Below are 18,437 nucleotides of genomic sequence, written 5' to 3'. Positions count from 1 at the left end.
AGTGGTAAGAGGTTTTATCGCGCAATTGCAGGCAAAGTGCAAGCGACTGGCTTGCACTGCGGGTGAAGCGCTAGACGCTTTGACTGCTCAACTAGAAGATAGCGAATTCGGTGCGTTATTGATCGTTCAAAACTTCCGATCTGACCGTTTTTTTAGTGCCGAACAGCAAAAGCGGTTATCTGAATTGATGAGTATTTGGCAGCACGCGATCGCAGTGAGACGCTTCCTTTACAGCCGATTGCCAGCGAGTGAGGTACAGCCTTTTGGCGCAAGAATGCAATAGCGGCAGCAAAAATGGCAGCGCGCTTGACAAACTCAGGTGTACCTCATCCGCCTGCAATCCGCTATAGAACAGCAAGCAGAATTGGATAATCTTGTCCAAGCTGAGTTGCAAGCTGCCATAGGCAGAACCTCTGACTTCAGCCTCAACAGGTCTTTGTTTACATACGCTAACGGGGTATCCTAAATCACAGGATTTGCGAGCGCCACATCCTGCCGCCCGGTAACAGTTGATTTCCGTTGCGGGACAAATACGTAACAACAAGGAAGTAAAAATGACTGGCCCTTCTCCCGATGGATACTATGGACTCACCCCCGGTAACGACAGTTTTCAAATCACGCCTGGGTTGTTAACCCGATTGCCCATAGGATTGCTCGGTTTAACAGGAAACGATAGGATTACTGGCTCATCTGACGCAGAAATTATTAATGGAAATCAAGGGGATGACTTTATTTTTGGTCGAGGGGGTGACGACATAATTTATGGAGGTAAAGACCAAGATCAATTGTGGGGAGATGAGGGAAATGACACCCTCAACGGTAACTTGGGGGATGATAGTATTTATGGGGGTGCAGGAAACGATTTAATCCGAGGGGGCAAAGGCACAGATATTTTACGCGGTGATGCCGGAGACGATACTTTAATCGGCGATTTTGGTGCAGATGTGCTGACTGGAGGTAGCGGCAGCGATTTGTTTGTTTTAAGACCAGATACAGTATTAGCTGAACCAACGAGTGCGGACTTGATTTTGGATTTTGATAAATCTAGCGATCGCATCGGCATCAGCAACGGACTAACAGCAGCAAATCTCGTCCTCAGACAAGAAAATATCCCCATCAATCAAGCTCTGAATGACCCCAGGTTGGTAAACAATCCAGAAATACAGAATCTAATTAATAATGGTTTAGTCGCTCCGAGAACCTTAAGTCCAGAATTGATTCGCCAAGTGTTCCAATCCTTCACAGGTATCGATATTGACCCCAACCGAGATGGCATTATTGTCGGCACTTCGATTGAACTGCAAAACGGTACAGGTTTAGGTTTTGCTTTGAACGTTGTCCCAGCAGATTTGCAAAATCTCATGGTTCCCGTGAGTAATATTTAACCGCGATCGCGCGGTAGGGGCACGGCAATCTAGATCTGTCGCATTTAACAACGTATCTCATGCCGTGCCCCTACAGCAAAAATCCCGTTGGCGGTATGGGCACGGCAATCTAGATCTCTCGCATTTAACAACGTATGTCATGCCGTGCCCCTACAGCAAAAATCCCGTTGGCGGTATGGGTACGGCAATCTAGATCTCTCGCATTTAACAACGTATGTCATGCCGTGCCCCTACAGCAAAAATCCCGTTGGCGGTATGGGCACGGCAATCTAGATCTCTCGCATTTAACAACGTATGTCATGCCGTGCCCCTACAGCAAAAATCCCGTTGGCGGTGGGGGCACGGCAATCTAGATTTCTCCCATTTAACAACTTATGTCATGCCGGTATGGGCACGGCAATCTAGATTTCTGGCATTTAACAACTTATGTCATGCCGTGCTACTACTTGGTGGCAATTGAATTTGGCACACATCCCGTTGGCGGTAGGGGCACGGCAATCTAGATCTGTCTCATTTAACAACTGATCTCATGCCGTGCCCCTACAGCAAAAATCCCGTTGGCGGTATGGGCACGGCAATCTAGATCTGTCCCATTTAACAACGTATGTCATGCCGTGCCCCTACAGCTACGCGATTGCAAGCCGTAAAATAATTAAGTTCGTTCTTAACAATCGCACTTTAATCAACAATGACTCACTCGACGGATATTCCCACCCTAGTTCGCTGGATGGCATCCGATTTCAGCAACCAAGCACAAGCATATGAAAATCCGCCGTTTTTTGCTCACATTCGCGTTTGTATGCGTCCTCTGCCTTTAGAATTTCTGGGAGGGGTGAGTCTGTACCTAGAACAAGCTTACGACTTTGCCTTGAATCAGCCTTACCGGGTGCGGGTGCTGAAGTTTGTAGAAGTCGGCTCGCGCATCGAAATCGAAAACTATAAAATCAAGCAGGAAGAACAGTTCTACGGTGCTTCTCGCGACCTCGAACGCCTGCAAACCCTGCAAGCAGAGCGATTGGAGAAAATGCCCGGTTGCACCTTCATTACCGAGTGGACGGGGAACAGCTTCAAAGCTAGAGTTGAACCCGGAAAAGGCTGCATCGTCGTGCGAAAAGACAAAACCACCTATCTCGACAGCGAATTTGAAATTGACGAAGATAAACTAATCAGCCTCGACCGAGGGCGGGATGTGGAAACGGACGAACATGTCTGGGGTTCGATTGCTGGACCATTTGAGTTTGTCCGCAAGGCTAGTTTTGCCGACGAGGTAAAAGTCTAGGAAATTTTAGATTTTAGATATCAGATTTTAGATTGGGCAGGACTTACCCTTGGGCGACCTAGAAACCGGGTTTGCAGCGATTGGGCACGGCGGGCAAAATATTGTGTAAAGCGAAAATTTTATGCTTGCCGTGCCCCTACTACTGGCACACCTGCCCACCCGCTCACCTGCCCTCCTGTGCTTCCCTATAAGTTCATCCCTATTATCGGTATAGAGGGTACACAAAACCTGGTAGATTTAGCGAGTGTCAGTAAGCAGTATGGGCAAAAAGCAAGATGAAAGTCCTGGTTATTGGTGGCGATGGTTATTGCGGTTGGGCAACGGCCCTATATCTTTCTAACAGAGGTTACGAAGTCGGCATCCTGGATAGCTTGGTACGGCGGCATTGGGATTTACAGCTGGGAGCCGAAACCCTAACACCCATCGCACCGATTCAGCACCGCATCCAGCGCTGGCACGATCTTACCGGAAAATCTATTGACCTGTTCGTTGGGGATATTACCAACTACGAATTCCTTCTATCAGCGCTGCAACAGTTTTCTCCCGATGCCATCGCTCACTTCGGCGAACAGCGTTCCGCCCCTTTCTCGATGATCGACCGCGAACATGCCGTACTCACTCAAGTGAATAACGTCGTAGGGACGCTGAATCTACTCTACGCAATGAAAGAACATTTCCCCGACTGTCACTTGGTGAAGCTGGGAACGATGGGCGAATACGGCACGCCCAACATCGATATCGAAGAAGGCTATATCACCATCGAGCATAATGGACGCAAGGATACGCTACCCTATCCCAAGCAACCGGGCAGCATGTATCACTTAAGTAAGGTACACGATAGTCACAATATCCACTTTGCTTGTCGCATGTGGGGTCTGCGCGCCACAGATTTGAACCAAGGCGTAGTTTACGGCGTTTTGACCGAAGAAACGGGGATGGATGAAATGCTGATTAACCGTCTCGACTACGACGGCGTATTTGGGACGGCGTTGAACCGTTTCTGCATTCAAGCCGCCATCGGTCACCCGATTACAGTGTATGGGAAAGGCGGTCAAACGCGGGGATTTTTGGATATTCGGGATACAGTGCGGTGCATGGAATTAGCGATCGCTAACCCCGCTAACCCCGGCGAATTCCGCGTCTTCAACCAATTTACCGAAATGTTCAGCGTCGGCGAGCTAGCTTTAATGGTGAAAAAAGCAGGCACTACGTTGGGACTGAATGTAGAAATCAATCACTTAGACAACCCCAGAATCGAAAAAGAAGAACACTACTTCAACGCCAAAAACACCAACCTACTCGACCTCGGTTTGCAACCTCATTACCTCTCAGACGCCCTACTCGATTCCCTGTTGAACTTTGCCGTCAAATATCAACATCGCGTCGATAAAAACCACATCCTGCCCAAAGTTACTTGGCACAGGTAGTCAAGGAAAATTTCAGATTTCAGATGGCAGATTGCAGATTTAATTAAATTTGAAATCTGAAATTTACCATAATATACTGATATGAACATCCGCGCGATCGTTCTGTTACTAACTGTCGTGCTGCCCGGTTTGGCTGCGACTAGCCTCAGTGCCTACTATCTATTTCCCGAATGGAAGGCACTAGAGGCAAGCTTTAAATCATACGAAAAATTAGCCAAATCTCCAGCTGCAACAATCGAGCAATTATCGATTGCTCAAGCAGCAGAAAACAGACACAGAATTAATTGTTTTGCTGAAGGTGTAGGAGTTTTGTTAGGTGGAGTTATCTTGGGGATTGGCATTCATGGAATTTGCGCCCAATCAAGCACCAAATAACAATAAAATAAAACTTGTGTTACGGGTTGCTCCCGCAAGCGCAATCACCAATAGATTTCTGCAAAAACTCTTGTGGGATAGGCGTTTTGCCTGTCTTTGGCTTGATTTAATAGATTTCTGCAAAAACTCTGGTGGGATAGGCCACACGAGCAGTCTTTGGCTTGATTTATTGCAGAAGTCTAATAGATTTCTCCATAAAATACAGTCTTTGGCAGGCAGGATGCCTACCCCACAAGAGTTTTTGCATCTAATAGATTTCTCCATAAAATACAGTCTTTGGCAGGCAGGATGCCTACCCCACAAGAGTTTTTGCAGAGGTCTAATAGATTTCTCCATAAAATACAGTCTTTGGCAGGCAGGATGCCTACCCCACAAGAGTTTTTGCAGAAATCTAATCACCAATGACACTTGACGAATGACCAATTATGCGAATAGCCTTATTTACTGAAACATTTCTGCCCAAAATTGACGGCATTGTAACGCGACTGTGCCATACTGTAGAACATCTACAGCGCAGCGGCGACCAAGTGTTAATTTTCTCGCCGGATGGCGGATTAACCCAATACAAAGGCGCAAAAATTTACGGCGTTCCGGGATTTCCCCTACCGCTTTATCCAGAGTTAAAATTGGCACTCCCCAAACCAGAAATTGGTAAAGCGCTGGAGAAGTTTAGACCAGATATTGTTCACGTTGTCAACCCAGCTATTTTGGGATTGGGTGGGCTGTTTTATGCGAAAACGCTGAAAATTCCGCTGGTAGCTTCTTACCATACCCATTTACCCCAATATTTACAGCACTATGGGTTGGGAATGCTGGAAGGGTTATTGTGGGAATTATTAAAATCGGCTCACAATCAAGCGCAGTTAAATCTTTGTACCTCGACGGCAATGGTGGAAGAATTGACGGCGCACGGGATAGAACGAGTCGATTTATGGCAGCGGGGAGTGGATACGGAAACGTTTCATCCCGACTTAGCCAACGTGGAAATGCGAACTCGCCTCAGCCAAGGAAACCCCTCTAGCCCGCTGCTGCTTTACGTTGGTCGTCTGGGGGCTGAAAAAGAAATCGAGCGCATCAAACCCATCTTAGAAGCGATTCCAGATGCCCGCCTGGCCTTAGTTGGAGATGGCCCAAACCGACAAGTTTTAGCAGAACATTTCGCCGGAACGCCGACCAACTTTGTCGGATACCTGCGCGGGCGAGAATTGGGGGCAGCGTATGCTTCTGCCGATGCATTTATTTTCCCCTCCCGTACCGAAACCTTGGGGTTAGTGCTGCTAGAGGCAATGGCAGCGGGGTGTCCCGTCGTCGCGGCGCGCTCTGGTGGAATTCCGGATATTGTCACCGATGGGGTAAACGGATACTTATTCGATCCGAAAGATGAACTAGGTGCGATCGCCGCGACCAAAAACCTATTATCCCAAAAACAAAAACGAGAAACCCTGCGCGAGTTCGCCCGCAAAGAAGCCGAACGCTGGGGATGGGCAGCTGCCACCCGCCAATTACAACGCTACTATCAAGCCGTAGTTTCCGATCAAAACCTGCCTTTAGCTGCATGATCTGGTGATAGGCGATTGGTAATATGGGCAAAAACTTGTAGCCCTGTCTGTCGAGGGGATACATTCGTAGTAGGCTCTGCCTTCAACTTGTGTTCCCGTTCGTTTGACAACAATTAAATCATCAACAGCCTCGTTCTGTTGGACCTACCTTGGAGGTTCAGTGGGTCAGTCATTCCCATCGACGCGACCCACAGCCTTGAGGATACAGACTTGGGTTGCCCAACAGAAGGGGGCATTGCTTTTACCCGGCAAGCTTTACGCACCGCGCGTTCGCGCCGCGTTGACCTCAGGAGAATTACCCAGGGTTGACCTAAGCAGAATCACACAGCGTTGACCTCAGGACAACAGCAAAGCAGTGGGGATAACTGCCGATAAACATCTATTGGGCGAGGGCAGAGGCTAAATAGGCAATGTTACGATACTGGGGAGCGCAGGATACCCCATAATCAGCAGATATGACCATGACTCTTTCCCATAACGGTAGTTTTCTCGCTACCATGTTGGCTCAGTTAACCCAGGTCAATCGCACTCATACGCTAATCCAGCGAGTCAATAGTTATTCGGTTTCGGAATTTGTCTGCCTGCTCGACTTTATCACCGCAGAATTCCAGCAATTTTTGCGAGCAATCGAACTGATCAACAACGAAGCGCTCGAAGCAATGCTGGAGCGGATTTTGGAAGCAATTACGCTCAAAATCGGTCAAATTCTCCAAGCGGATCGCACGACCATATTTTTGGTTGATAAGGAAAAAGGTCAGCTGTGGTCTAAAAACAGTTCCGAAGACTCACAAAAGCCCACAGAAATCCGCCTGCCGCTCAATAGTGGCATTGCTGGTCACGTAGCGACTAAGGGAGAATATCTCAACATTCCCGACGCTTACAATCACCCCTTGTTTAACCCGGACTTTGATAAGCAAACGGGTTACCATACCCGCAACATCCTGTGTATGCCAATTTTTAGCAGCAAAAACCAGGTCGTGGCGGTGGTGCAACTGTCGAATAAAGCGGGGAATCTGCCGTTTGATAGCGATGATGTCGAGCAATTTCAAGACTTTGCTGCCAAAATCGGTATTATCTTAGAAAGTTGTCGGTCTTTTTATGTGGCAGCTCGCAATCAACGCGGGGCGTCGGCACTGCTGAAAGCGACTCAAACTCTCGGTCAAAGTCTGGATTTAGAAACAACGCTGCGAGCGGTAATGGATCAAGCTCGCAATTTAATGCAAGCGGATCGCAGTACCCTATTTTTACTGACAAAAGAAACCAACGAACTCTGGACAAAAGTTGCAGCAGCTGATGGTAGAACTTTAATCGAAATCCGCATTCCGGCTAATCGGGGAATTGCTGGTTACGTCGCTTCTACCGGGCAGCCGCTCAATATTACAGATGCATATAAAGACCCGCGTTTTGACCCCAGTACCGATAAAAAAACTGGATATGTAACTCGCAATATTTTGTGTCTGCCGGTGTTTAATTCGGGCAACGAATTGATAGGAGTGACCCAATTAATTAATAAGCATCAGGGCAGTTTTACTGGCTCGGATGAAGAATTTATGCGGGCGTTTAATATTCAAGCTGGAATCGCGTTAGAAAATGCCAAACTGTTTGAAAACGTTTTACTAGAAAAGCAATATCAAAAAGACATTCTGCAAAGCTTATCCGATGCGGTAATATCCACCGATATGGAAGGCAAAATTGTCACGATTAACGATGCCGCTCTAGAATTGCTCGGTTGCCCTGTACAAGCAACTTCTGGTAAAAGCAACAAACGGTTATGGAAGGAAAAAATCATGGGACGACTCGTTTGGGAAGTCGTGCCTATTGAGAATTTGCAAATGCGATTGCAGGATGCGGTCAAAACGGGTGCTAAGCATTACGTGCCGGAGCAAAACTTGACGATAGGATTGTACCCAGAGGGGCAACCAGTCTGGGAAATTAAGCTAGACGACCCCAATCAAAGCTGGATTTTAGCCATTCGCGATCGCGAACATCCAGACTTCTTTATCCCCTGGAACGAAAAAGACAAAAGCCACGACACAGGAAATTCTCACGCTAGTTCCCCGCTTTCCTATCCCCCGATCCCCAAAGCAAAAATCAGGGAAATCGAACGCAGCATCAATCTCACAGTTAACCCCTTGACAAATCCGGAAGGAGGTGCTAGAGGAGGATTGGTGGTGTTGGAAGATATCAGTCAAGAAAAACGGATGAAATCTACCCTGTATAGATACATGACGCCGAATGTAGCAGAGCGAGTTATGGCACAGGGTGACGACGCGCTGATGGTAGGCGAGCGCAAGGAAGTGACAATTTTATTTTCTGATATCCGGGGCTACACGACGCTGACAGAAAATCTGGGGGCGGCAGAAGTGGTATCGTTGCTGAATCAGTACTTTGAAACAATGGTGGAGGCGGTGTTTAACCACGAAGGCACCCTGGATAAATTTATCGGCGATGCCTTGATGGCAGTATTCGGCGCGCCGCTACCCTTAGAAAACCATGCGTGGATGGCAGTCCGTGCGGCGCTGGACATGCGTCGGCGTCTGGCAGACTTTAACGATCGCCGCTTGATGGCAAACCAACCTAAAATTAATATCGGCATCGGCATTAGTTCGGGGGAAGTGGTTTCGGGTAATATTGGTTCCCACAAACGCATGGATTATACGGTGATAGGAGATGGAGTTAACCTGAGTTCTCGCTTAGAAAGCGTAACCAAAGAATATGGATGCGATATTGTTTTGAGCGAGTTTACCTACAAGCTGTGCAGCGATCGCATCTGGGTACGCGAACTCGATAAAATTCGGGTAAAGGGCAAACACGAAGCGGTAAAAATATACCAGTTAATCAACGATCGCGACTTTCACCTCGATGCTGTCACCGAACAATTTATCTCCCATTACAATGCCGGCAGATCCGCGTACCTAGACAGGAAATTCAAGCAAGCGATCCAACACTTTACGGCAGCTCAAAAGTTGGATAGTCAGGATATTGCAACGGCGATCCACTTGGAAAGAGCGACTAAATTCCTCGAAGAACCACCCCCCGAAAATTGGAACGGCGTACACGCGATGACGACAAAATAGGTAATGGCTAATGGCTAATGGCTAATGGCTAATGGCTAATGGCTAATGGCTAATGGCTAATGGCTAATGGCTAATGGCTAATGGCTAATGGCTCATGGCTAATGGCTAATGGCTAATGGCTAATGGCTCATGGCTCATGTGATATTTTAAGATCGATCCCCTATTAGCAATTAGCAATTAGCAATTAGCAATTAGCAATTAGCAATGAACGAAAAACTATACGAAGGCAAAGCCAAAATTCTCTATAGCACCGACGATCCAAATGTTTTGCTGACTCATTATAAAGACGACGCTACGGCGTTTAACGCCCAGAAACGGGGCAGCATCGTCGGCAAAGGCGAGATTAACGCCAAGATCGCTAGTCGTCTGTTTCAGGTGATGGAAGCGAATGGTATTCCCACCCACTTTATCGACCAACCTGCGCCGAATCAAATGCGGGTTAAAGCTGTAAAAATTTTGCCGTTAGAAGTGGTTGTCCGCAATATTGCTGCTGGTAGTTTGTGTAAGCAAACCGGATTGCCAGAAGGTAAGGTTTTACCCCAACCTTTGGTTGAATTTTATTACAAGAACGACCCCTTGGGAGATCCACTACTCACCCGCGATCGCTTATTCCTACTCGAACTGGCAACTGAATCACAAGTAGAGCAAATTGTCAAGCTGGCGTTGCAAATTAACGCAATTCTACAAGACTTTTTCAGCCAATGCGGTATTACCCTGGTAGACTTCAAGCTAGAGTTTGGCACCGACTCTCAACAGCAAATACTATTAGCGGATGAAATCAGCCCCGACACCTGCCGCCTGTGGGATGCAAAAGAAACCGATCCGAACCGACGAGTGTTGGATAAAGACCGCTTCCGGCGCGATTTGGGTAATGTAGAAAGCGCCTATCAGCAAGTCCTGGAACGGGTTTTACAGCAGACAGATAAACGCTTGTAGTAGCGCTTGGTCCCGAAGCGGACGCACCGGAGACGGGGACGCTCCCGACGCGGAAGAGGACGCACCGGAGACGGGGACGCACCGGAGACGGGGACAATCCCGACGCGGGGAATGAGTCTGGTTTCTGCACAACTCGACCCCTCTCCCACTCTCCGCGTCTTTGCGTCTCCCTTTCCCCGCGTCTTCTTAGTCACTACGAACGGGGAAGCAACAATCTTGTCGGTGACCGCGTCAGTGTCCGCTAACCGATGTATGCTTTTGAGCTAGCGCTTGTGCGAAAATCCCAGAAGCTAACAGGGAATTGCTTGCTCGCGTTCCTTTGGTGTGTGGAAGTGTTTGACAAAGTGAACAAAATGCGCTTATCACCAGTTTTGCTGGCAGCGGTGGCTGCCTCAACCGCTTTTAGTAACTTATTACCAGCGAAAGCACAAACCGCTGATGCCTCCTCGCCAGATATTGCTGCTGATGTTAAAAGCAGAGGGCGAACTAGAGACGAGAAAAAAGGCAACAACAGCAAGGAGGACGATTCTAACGCCTCAGCGTCGCTGCTCAAACCTGTTGCCAAAAATGAAATCAACAAGGGGACGGCGACAGCAGCAACATCTGTAGAAACCCCAATGAGGGATTCCCTGGCGCTGCTGGCAGATCTTCAACCCAAGGCGGCGGCAGAAGTGTTTCCATCTTTAGCATCTCTGCCTCATACCGCAGAGGATCTCTTGAGCAGGGGAGCAGGGGAGCTTTTACCAATTCGCACCCCAGAACTGCTGGCGCAAGCACCTGCAACGCCATCGCCTACGGATGCACCAACGGATACTTTCGCCCCCGAGAGCGCACCCACACCGCCACCAACTCCCCAAGTAGAACCGGAAACGCCTGGGACTCCGGGAACTCCACCCCAAGGAACGCCAACTCCTACCCAAGAAACGCCCAATCAAATTCAGCTCGAGTTAAACCCCCCGCCGTCTTCTCCAAATATCGAACTGAATATTCCCCAGAGAACGCCTGGGACGCCAGAAGCGCCATCAAATGCCCAGCCTTCCCCCGCTCCCGACGAACCCCGCGTATTGGTGGCAGAAGTGGTTGTCAGCGGTGCAGAAGGCGACTTGCAAAACGTAGTTTACGATGCGATTCGCACCCAACCGGGACGCACTACTACGCGATCGCAATTGCAACAAGATATCAACGCTATTTTTGCCACCGGCTTTTTCACCAACGTGCGCGTTGTGCCAGAAGATACACCATTGGGTGTGAGAATTACGTTTATCGTCGAGCAAAACCCGGTGCTGAAAGGGGTAAAAACCGAGGGAACTCAAGCTGTCACCCAAAGTGTCATTAACGAAATTTTCAGTCCTCAGTACGGTAGAATCCTCAACTTCCGCGACTTGCAAGCAGCGATCAAGCGGTTAAACCAGTGGTATCAAGAGCGGGGTTTTGTATTAGCTCAGGTAGTTGACTCCCGCGTCTCTCCCGATGGCACCGTCACCTTGGTGGTTGCAGAAGGGGTGGTGGAAGATATTCAAGTCCGCTTCCTCAACAAAGAAGGGGATGCACAAGATGCCCAAGGTAGACCGATCCGAGGCCGCACCCGCCAGTATATTATTTTGCGGGAAATGGAACTCAAACCGGGGCAAGTATTTAACCGCGATCGCATCCAAAGCGATTTGCGGCGCGTGTTTGGACTGGGTTTGTTTGAAGACGTACAGGTGTCCCTCAGTCCAGGACAAGACCCCCGCAGAGCCGTTGTGACAATTAACGTCAAAGAAAGAAGCAGCGGTTCGATTGCGGCGGGGGCTGGATTTAGTTCCGCCAGCGGGTTGTTTGGTTCGGTCAGCTATCAACAGCAAAATGTGGGCGGCAATAACCAAAAATTAGGCGCAGAAGTGCAGTTGGGGCAACGGGAATTGTTGTTTGACTTGCGCTTCACAGATCCTTGGATCGGCGGCGATCCTTACAGGACTTCTTACACGGTAAACTTCTTTAGACGGCGTTCGATCTCGTTGATTTTTGATGGGGGCGAGAGAGAAGTCGAACTGGAAAACGGCGATCGCCCGCGCATAGTGCGGCTAGGTGGCGGCGTTACCTTCAACCGTCCTTTGGCGAGAAATCCCTTTATCGTGCCAGACTGGCAAGCATCTTTAGGGTTGCAGTATCAACGGGTTTCCATACGCGATCGCGATGGCGACATTAGTCCAGAAGATGAACTCGGCAACGATTTAAGCTTCAGCGGTGAAGGCAGCGACGACCTAGTCACCGTACAATTTGGCCTCGTGCGCGATGTCCGCAACGACCGCCAGCGCCCCACTAGCGGTTCCTTATTCCGAGTTGGTGTCGATCAATCGATCCCGATTGGTCTGGGCAGCATTTTCCTTACCAGGCTGCGCGGTAGCTATAGTTACTACGTCCCTGTAAGATTTACCGGCTTCGCCAGAGGGCCGCAAGCACTAGCTTTTAACCTGCAAGCGGGAACCGTTTTGTTTGACCTACCGCCTTATGAAGCATTCTCGTTGGGTGGTGCGAACTCGGTGCGGGGCTACGATGAAGGAGATTTAGGCAGCGGTCGCAGTTACGTCCAAGCTACCGCAGAATATCGCTTCCCGATTTTTAACTTTCTCGGCGGCGCTTTATTCGTCGATTTTGGTTCCGATCTCGGCACCGATAGCGCCGTACCGGGCAATCCTGCCGGAATTCGGCGCAAACCGGGTACTGGCTTCGGCTACGGTCTAGGCGTCCGCATTCAATCACCCCTAGGGCCGATTAGGCTGGATTACGGTATAAACGATGACGGGGACGGTCGCTTTCACTTCGGCATCGGGGAACGCTTTTAGGAATTTAAGAATTGCAGATTTTAGATTTCAGATTTAATAGGAGAAAATCTGGGATTTTAAATCTGCAATTTTACTTTTATTGAACCGCGAAGGCGCGAAGGGCGCGAAGGAAGAAGAGGAAGAAGAAGGAAGAAGAAGCAAGATGATAGGTAATATTGTGGCGCACTGGCAGTAAATTCCAGAAATCTGAAATCTGAAATCTTAAATCTGCAATTGTCTATGGTCAGCACTATCGCATCTATGTTTGAATTATCGGGGGTCGGACTCCACTGCGGCGTTGTTACTAAAGTGCGAGTCCTACCGGCATCCCCTGGGGAAGGTCGTTATTTTGTGCGGGTGGATTTGCCGGGAGAACCTGTTATTCCTGCGCGTTTGGAGGCTGTCAGTCAGACGATTTTGTCTACCCAGCTAGGTCAGGGTAAAATTTCTGTCCGCACCGTAGAACACCTGCTAGCCGCCTTAGCTGCAATGGGTGTAGACAACGCCCGCATCGAGATCGATGGCGAGGAATTGCCGTTACTCGATGGCTCGGCAAGAATGTGGTGTGAAGCGATCGCCGCAGCAAAATTAGCAGAGGAGCAGGTGGGTGGAGGGGCATTTGAATCTATATTCTCACCTGCTCCCCTGCACACCTGCTCCCCTGCTCCCCTGCAACAGCCAATCTGGGTACATCAAGGCGATGCGTTCGTAGCGGCAATACCCTCACCAGAACTGCGCTTTAGCTACGGAATCGACTTCGACCTACCCGCGATTGGCAATCAGTGGTATAGTTGGTCACCAAGCTGCGAAAGTTTTTCTGAAGCGATCGCGCCCGCCCGCACCTTTGGCTTACTCCACCAAATCGACGAGTTACGCGCCAAAGGTTTAATCAAAGGTGGCAGTTTAGACAACGCCCTCGTTTGCGGCGCAGATGGCTGGATTAATCCTCCCTTAAGATTTGCAAATGAGCCAGTGCGTCATAAAATCTTAGACTTAGTAGGCGACTTGAGCTTGTTGGGAAGTTTTCCCGTTGCTCACTTCTTAGCTTACAAAGCAAGCCACAACTTGCATATCCAACTCGCCCGACGAATTTTAGATGGTAATTGGTAATTGGTAATTGGTAATTGGTAATGGAAAAATATCAAACAACTACAGGACTTACCCACGACGAGGCCACAAACCCGGTTTATTCGTTGACCTCTGGTTTTCTTTGCCAAGGATTTTTCTGAGAAACCGGGAACTTGCGCGTAAGTCCTGAACTACCTACTACCCTCTTCCCTGTTAAAATCTAAAATCCCAAATCTAAAATCTAAAATTGCCAATCATGTCTACTCTGACTGACACGAACGCTCCTGAGTCTCCTGCACCTGCGGCTGAAGCACCAGCTACTAAAACCGTCCTCACAATCGAAGAAATTCAACAACTCCTGCCCCACCGCTATCCCTTTTTATTAGTAGATCGAATTATCGATTACACGCAAGGAAAGCGCGCAGTTGGGATTAAAAACGTCACCGTCAACGAACCATTTTTTCAAGGGCATTTTCCCGGTCGTCCGATTATGCCGGGTGTTTTAATTGTAGAAGCAATGGCGCAAGTCGGCGGCATCATCATGAAGCAGATGCCCGATATGCCAGAAGGTTTATTTATGTTTGCTGGAATTGATAAAACCCGATTCCGGCGTCCCGTCGTTCCCGGCGACCAATTAGTAATGACAGTGGAACTGCTGTGGGTCAAGCAACGTCGTTTCGGTAAAATGCAGGGCAAAGCTGAAGTAGATGGTCAATTAGCCGCCGAAGCAGAAATGATGTTTTCCCTCGTAGACTAAACAATTTTGGATTTTGGATTTTGGATGGTAATTGGTAATGGAAAAAATCTCAAACAACCAACTAATACCCACTACCCATATAAATCTAAAATCTAAAATCTAAAATCTAAAATTTTTTGGAGTAAGACCCTTGAAAACGCTCATTCATCCAACCGCTGTTATTCATCCTGGGGCAGAATTACACCCGACGGTGCAAGTGGGTGCATACGCGGTGATTGGAGAGAAAGTAAAAGTTGGTGCGGGAACGGCGATCGGCGCTCACGTGGTGATAGATGGGGATACGGAAATAGGCGAATGCAATCAAATTTTCCCCGGTGCAGCTATTGGTTTAGAACCCCAAGATCTAAAGTACGATGGTTCTCCAACGCGAGTGATTATCGGCAACGGCAATAAAATTCGCGAATACGTTACCATTAACCGCGCCACCCGCGAACCAGAAGCAACTTTAATTGGCAATAATAATCTGTTGATGGCCTACTCCCACGTCGCCCACAACTGTACAATTGAAGATTCTGTTATTATTACTAATTCTGTGGCTTTAGCCGGACATGTCTACATCGAGTCTAAAGCTGTGATCGGCGGAGTATTAGGAATTCATCAATTTGTGCGCATTGGGCGTTTGGCAATGGTAGGCGGGATGAGTCGCATCGACCGCGATGTGCCGCCCTATATGCTAGTAGAAGGAAATCCATCGCGGGTGCGATCCCTCAATCAAGTCGGACTCAAACGCGCTGGAATTACTGAATTAGACCAAGGGCAAGTTTTTCAAACCCTCAAAAAAGCTTTCCGCATTTTATATAGATCTGGACTAACTTTCAATCAAGCTTTAGAACAGTTAGAACTGCTACCACCTAGCGAACAATTGCAGCATTTACATCACTTCCTGCAACTCTCCCAAACCAAAGGACGCCGAGGGTTAATTCCAGGACGCCGTTTGGGCGAGAGAGGTGAAGAGTGAGCTCTGGAGCTGGTGAGCAGGTGAGCTCTGGAGCAGAGCAGCTGGTGAACTCTGGAGCAAGTGAGAATATAGATTCAAATTCCCCTCTGCCCACCTGCCCACCTGCCCCTCTGCCCACCTGCCCACCTGCCCCTCTGCCCACCTGCACACCCACACCCCGGCGAATTTTCATCAGTACCGGGGAGGTATCAGGCGATCTTCAAGGGGCGTTGTTGATCGAGGCGTTGCAGCGACTAGCTAGTATTTCTAATTTGCAATTAGATATTGTCGCGTTGGGTGGCTGGCGCATGGCTGCTGCTGGTGCTACTATTCTGGGCAATACTACCAGCATCGGTTCCATCGGTTTATTCGAGTCTCTCGCTTATATTTTTCCTACCCTTCAAATCCAGCGTCGCGCTAAACAATACCTGCAACAATACCCCCCGGATCTCGTCGTGCTAATTGACTATATGGGACCAAATTTAGTCATTAGCAGCTATCTCCGCCAAGTCGCACCGCAAGTCCCGATTGTATATTTTATTACACCCCAAGAGTGGGTTTGGTCCCTCAGTCCGCAAAATACGGCGCGCATCGTCAACGGTACGGATCTTGTATTGGCTATATTTCCCGAAGAAGCGCGATATTTCCAAAAAAACGGGGCAAAAGTTACTTGGGTGGGTCATCCAATTGTAGACCGGATGCAGGCATTTCCCAACCGAGAAACAGCCCGTGCAGCATTGGGTATAAAGTCAGAGCAAATAGCGATCGCTCTCATCCCCGCCTCCCGACGCCAAGAATTAAAATACGTCCTCCCGGTAATGTTCCAGGCGGCTAAAATTATCCAAGCAAAATTACCCCAAGTTTATTTTTGGATTCCCCTCTCTTTAGAAAGCTACCGACAACCCATCGCACAAGCAATTCAAAATTATGGCCTCCGCGCTACCTTGGTAGCGGATAAAACTAAAGAAGTACTTGCATCTGCTGACCTAGCGATCGCTAAATCGGGCACGGTTAATTTAGAATTAGCGCTGCTAGACGTGCCGCAAGTCGTAATTTACCGCGTCAACCCGCTTACTGCTTGGATCGCCCGCAAGGTGCTAAAATTTTCTATTCCCTTTATGTCGCCCCCCAACTTAGTCGAGATGAAGTCGATTGTGCCAGAGTTGCTGCAAGAACAAGCTACCCCAGAAAATATTGTCCGGGAAGCGTTGCACCTGCTAGAACCAACCCAGCGCCAAAAAACCCTTGCAGACTATAGCCAAATGCGGCAAGCTTTGGGAGAAGTAGGCGCGTGCGATCGCGCTGCTAAAGAAATTCTGGCAATTTTAGATTGTAGATTTTAAATCACAAAATAGATTTTAATCTAAAATCTGCAATCTAAAATCTGCAATCTAAAATCTAAAATCTAAAATCTAAAATCTAAAATGGATTGTCGTCGTCCGATTGCCATCGATTTATTTGCGGGTGCGGGTGGGTTTTCCCTGGGGATAGAACAAGCTGGTTTCGATGTACTGGTGGCAGTTGAACGCGATCCGATCCACGCCGCCGCCTATGCCTATAATTTCCCCCAAACCCTTGTTTTAGCTACCGATATTACTACCCTACGCGGCGAGATGATTTGGCAAGCTCTTTTGCGGCAAGAGGAGCAGAGAAAATCTGAAATCGATCTAATCATCGGTGGGCCACCCTGTCAAGGGTTTTCGATCATGGGCAAGAATTGTGTCGATGACGATCGCAACGAGTTGGTGTTTCATTTTTGTCGTTTGGTGTGCGAATTAAAACCTCGGTATTTTGTGATGGAGAACGTACCGGGAATGATTTCTAAGAAATACACCCAATTGCTAGAACGGTTAATTCAGGAATTTGAAAACAATGAGTATCGCATTACACAACCCGTTAAATGTTTAAACGCCGCAGATTTTGGCGTGCCGCAGCAGCGGCGGCGGTTGTTTTTATTGGGATCTCGCGCTGGGGAGTTGCCCTTATCGTATCCAAAACCTCGCGATGGAAGTAAGGTAACCGTAAAGGATGCGATCGCTGACCTGCCAGATTTAGATGACTTTCCCGAACTGTGGAAAACTGACGAGGTATTGCTGAGTGAGGCGACTATAAGAGCAAGCGAAGCATCGGCGACGCGCTATGGGCGGCAAATGCGAGGTCAAGACGGCGATCAAACCGATTTTTCCGAACCGCGACTCTGGAATTCCCAACTTTTGACCAGTTCCCGTCGCACTAAACACAAAGATACCTGTATTGAGCGCTTTCAGGATTTACCCCCAGGTCAGCTAGATTCCATCAGTCACCTGCGACGCCTCGACTGGGACGGACTCTGTCACACCTTGCGTGCGGGGACAGGCGCGGAACGCGGTCGCTACACTTCCCCTCGTCCGATCCATCCTACCCGACCCAGGGTGATTTCCGTGCGCGAAGCAGCCCGATTGCACTCGTTTCCAGACTGGTTCCGCTTTCATACAACCAAATGGCACGGTTTCCGGCAAGTTGGCAATGCCGTACCGCCTTTATTGGCAGGTGCGATCGCTCAGCAAGTTATTGCCGCTTTAGATATTATTCCGCTAAAGCCAACAAAACAGCTGCAACTGGGAAACACCCAATTGATTAATTTTAACCCTGTCGGGGCCAGTAAATATTGGGCAGAACAGACGCAGAAACTGGGTTTGTCAAACTCAGATCTTGCACCTAAAATGTCCGGACCCGCAGGATGCCCATCCCACAAGCAAAATTGATCTCTTGTGGGGTGAGCGGACCCGCAGGATGCCCATCCCACAAGCAAAATTGATCTCTTGTGGGGTGAGCGGACCCGCAGGATGCCCAT

17 protein-coding genes are annotated in these 18,437 nt (G+C 48.7%); all 17 read left to right on the top strand.

What is annotated here, in order from left to right; genetic code table 11:
• The first annotated feature begins 1 nt into the window (after nucleotide 1).
• The 17 genes from MiSe_RS18360 (at nucleotide 2) to MiSe_RS18295 (ending at nucleotide 18,348) form a co-directional block, all read left to right on the top strand.
• Nucleotides 2-283 carry a hypothetical protein gene (locus tag MiSe_RS18360; protein WP_226583172.1) on the top strand — a complete coding sequence of 94 codons (282 nt, stop codon included), beginning with the start codon at nucleotides 2-4 and terminating at the stop codon, nucleotides 281-283.
• 271 nt (nucleotides 284-554) lie between these two features.
• A complete protein-coding gene (locus tag MiSe_RS18355) occupies nucleotides 555-1,385 on the top strand; it encodes a calcium-binding protein (RefSeq protein ID WP_226583169.1) in 831 nt (276 codons plus the stop codon).
• Nucleotides 1,386-1,449: 64 nt separating this feature from the next.
• Entirely contained in the window at nucleotides 1,450-1,578 is a 129-nt protein-coding gene (locus MiSe_RS51040; protein ID WP_264196563.1) for a hypothetical protein, read from the top strand.
• Nucleotides 1,579-1,609: 31 nt separating this feature from the next.
• A complete protein-coding gene (locus MiSe_RS51035) occupies nucleotides 1,610-1,738 on the top strand; it encodes a hypothetical protein (RefSeq protein ID WP_264196562.1) in 129 nt (42 codons plus the stop codon).
• 21 nt (nucleotides 1,739-1,759) lie between these two features.
• Nucleotides 1,760-1,888, top strand: coding sequence for a hypothetical protein (locus MiSe_RS51030; RefSeq protein WP_264196560.1), 129 nt, complete (start codon nucleotides 1,760-1,762; stop codon nucleotides 1,886-1,888).
• Nucleotides 1,889-2,073: 185 nt separating this feature from the next.
• Entirely contained in the window at nucleotides 2,074-2,664 is a 591-nt protein-coding gene (locus tag MiSe_RS18350) for a chromophore lyase CpcT/CpeT (protein ID WP_226583166.1), read from the top strand.
• 275 nt (nucleotides 2,665-2,939) lie between these two features.
• Nucleotides 2,940-4,091 carry an NAD-dependent epimerase/dehydratase family protein gene (locus MiSe_RS18345; RefSeq protein WP_226583163.1) on the top strand — a complete coding sequence of 384 codons (1,152 nt, stop codon included), beginning with the start codon at nucleotides 2,940-2,942 and terminating at the stop codon, nucleotides 4,089-4,091.
• 81 nt (nucleotides 4,092-4,172) lie between these two features.
• Nucleotides 4,173-4,466 carry a hypothetical protein gene (locus MiSe_RS18340; protein ID WP_226583161.1) on the top strand — a complete coding sequence of 98 codons (294 nt, stop codon included), beginning with the start codon at nucleotides 4,173-4,175 and terminating at the stop codon, nucleotides 4,464-4,466.
• Nucleotides 4,467-4,891: 425 nt separating this feature from the next.
• The gene (locus tag MiSe_RS18335; protein WP_226583158.1) at nucleotides 4,892-6,025 is read left to right on the top strand and encodes a glycosyltransferase family 4 protein; all 1,134 of its coding nucleotides are present in this window, start codon (nucleotides 4,892-4,894) and stop codon (nucleotides 6,023-6,025) included.
• Nucleotides 6,026-6,486: 461 nt separating this feature from the next.
• The gene (locus MiSe_RS18330; protein WP_226583156.1) at nucleotides 6,487-9,102 is read left to right on the top strand and encodes a GAF domain-containing protein; all 2,616 of its coding nucleotides are present in this window, start codon (nucleotides 6,487-6,489) and stop codon (nucleotides 9,100-9,102) included.
• Nucleotides 9,103-9,306: 204 nt separating this feature from the next.
• Entirely contained in the window at nucleotides 9,307-10,038 is a 732-nt protein-coding gene (gene purC, locus MiSe_RS18325; RefSeq protein WP_226583154.1) for a phosphoribosylaminoimidazolesuccinocarboxamide synthase, read from the top strand.
• Nucleotides 10,039-10,391: 353 nt separating this feature from the next.
• Nucleotides 10,392-12,863, top strand: coding sequence for a BamA/TamA family outer membrane protein (locus MiSe_RS18320; protein WP_226583151.1), 2,472 nt, complete (start codon nucleotides 10,392-10,394; stop codon nucleotides 12,861-12,863).
• A 219-nt stretch (nucleotides 12,864-13,082) separates the two neighbouring features.
• Nucleotides 13,083-13,952 carry a UDP-3-O-acyl-N-acetylglucosamine deacetylase gene (lpxC, locus tag MiSe_RS18315; protein ID WP_226583148.1) on the top strand — a complete coding sequence of 290 codons (870 nt, stop codon included), beginning with the start codon at nucleotides 13,083-13,085 and terminating at the stop codon, nucleotides 13,950-13,952.
• A 214-nt stretch (nucleotides 13,953-14,166) separates the two neighbouring features.
• On the top strand, nucleotides 14,167-14,667 hold the full coding sequence (gene fabZ, locus MiSe_RS18310) for a 3-hydroxyacyl-ACP dehydratase FabZ (protein ID WP_226583145.1): 501 nt from the start codon (nucleotides 14,167-14,169) through the stop codon (nucleotides 14,665-14,667).
• Nucleotides 14,668-14,797: 130 nt separating this feature from the next.
• Nucleotides 14,798-15,625, top strand: a complete 828-nt coding sequence (gene lpxA / locus MiSe_RS18305) for an acyl-ACP--UDP-N-acetylglucosamine O-acyltransferase (RefSeq protein ID WP_226583142.1) — start codon at nucleotides 14,798-14,800, stop codon at nucleotides 15,623-15,625.
• Nucleotides 15,626-15,759: 134 nt separating this feature from the next.
• Nucleotides 15,760-16,947, top strand: a complete 1,188-nt coding sequence (gene lpxB / locus MiSe_RS18300; protein ID WP_226583323.1) for a lipid-A-disaccharide synthase — start codon at nucleotides 15,760-15,762, stop codon at nucleotides 16,945-16,947.
• 81 nt (nucleotides 16,948-17,028) lie between these two features.
• A complete protein-coding gene (locus MiSe_RS18295; protein ID WP_226583139.1) occupies nucleotides 17,029-18,348 on the top strand; it encodes a DNA cytosine methyltransferase in 1,320 nt (439 codons plus the stop codon).
• The last annotated feature ends 89 nt before the right edge of the window (nucleotides 18,349-18,437 follow it).

Origin of the sequence: Microseira wollei NIES-4236, from assembly GCF_020521235.1 — a bacterium.
Taxonomy (GTDB): Bacteria; Cyanobacteriota; Cyanobacteriia; order Cyanobacteriales; family Aerosakkonemataceae; genus Microseira; species Microseira wollei.
This window is presented reverse-complemented; position numbering and strand designations above follow the sequence as displayed.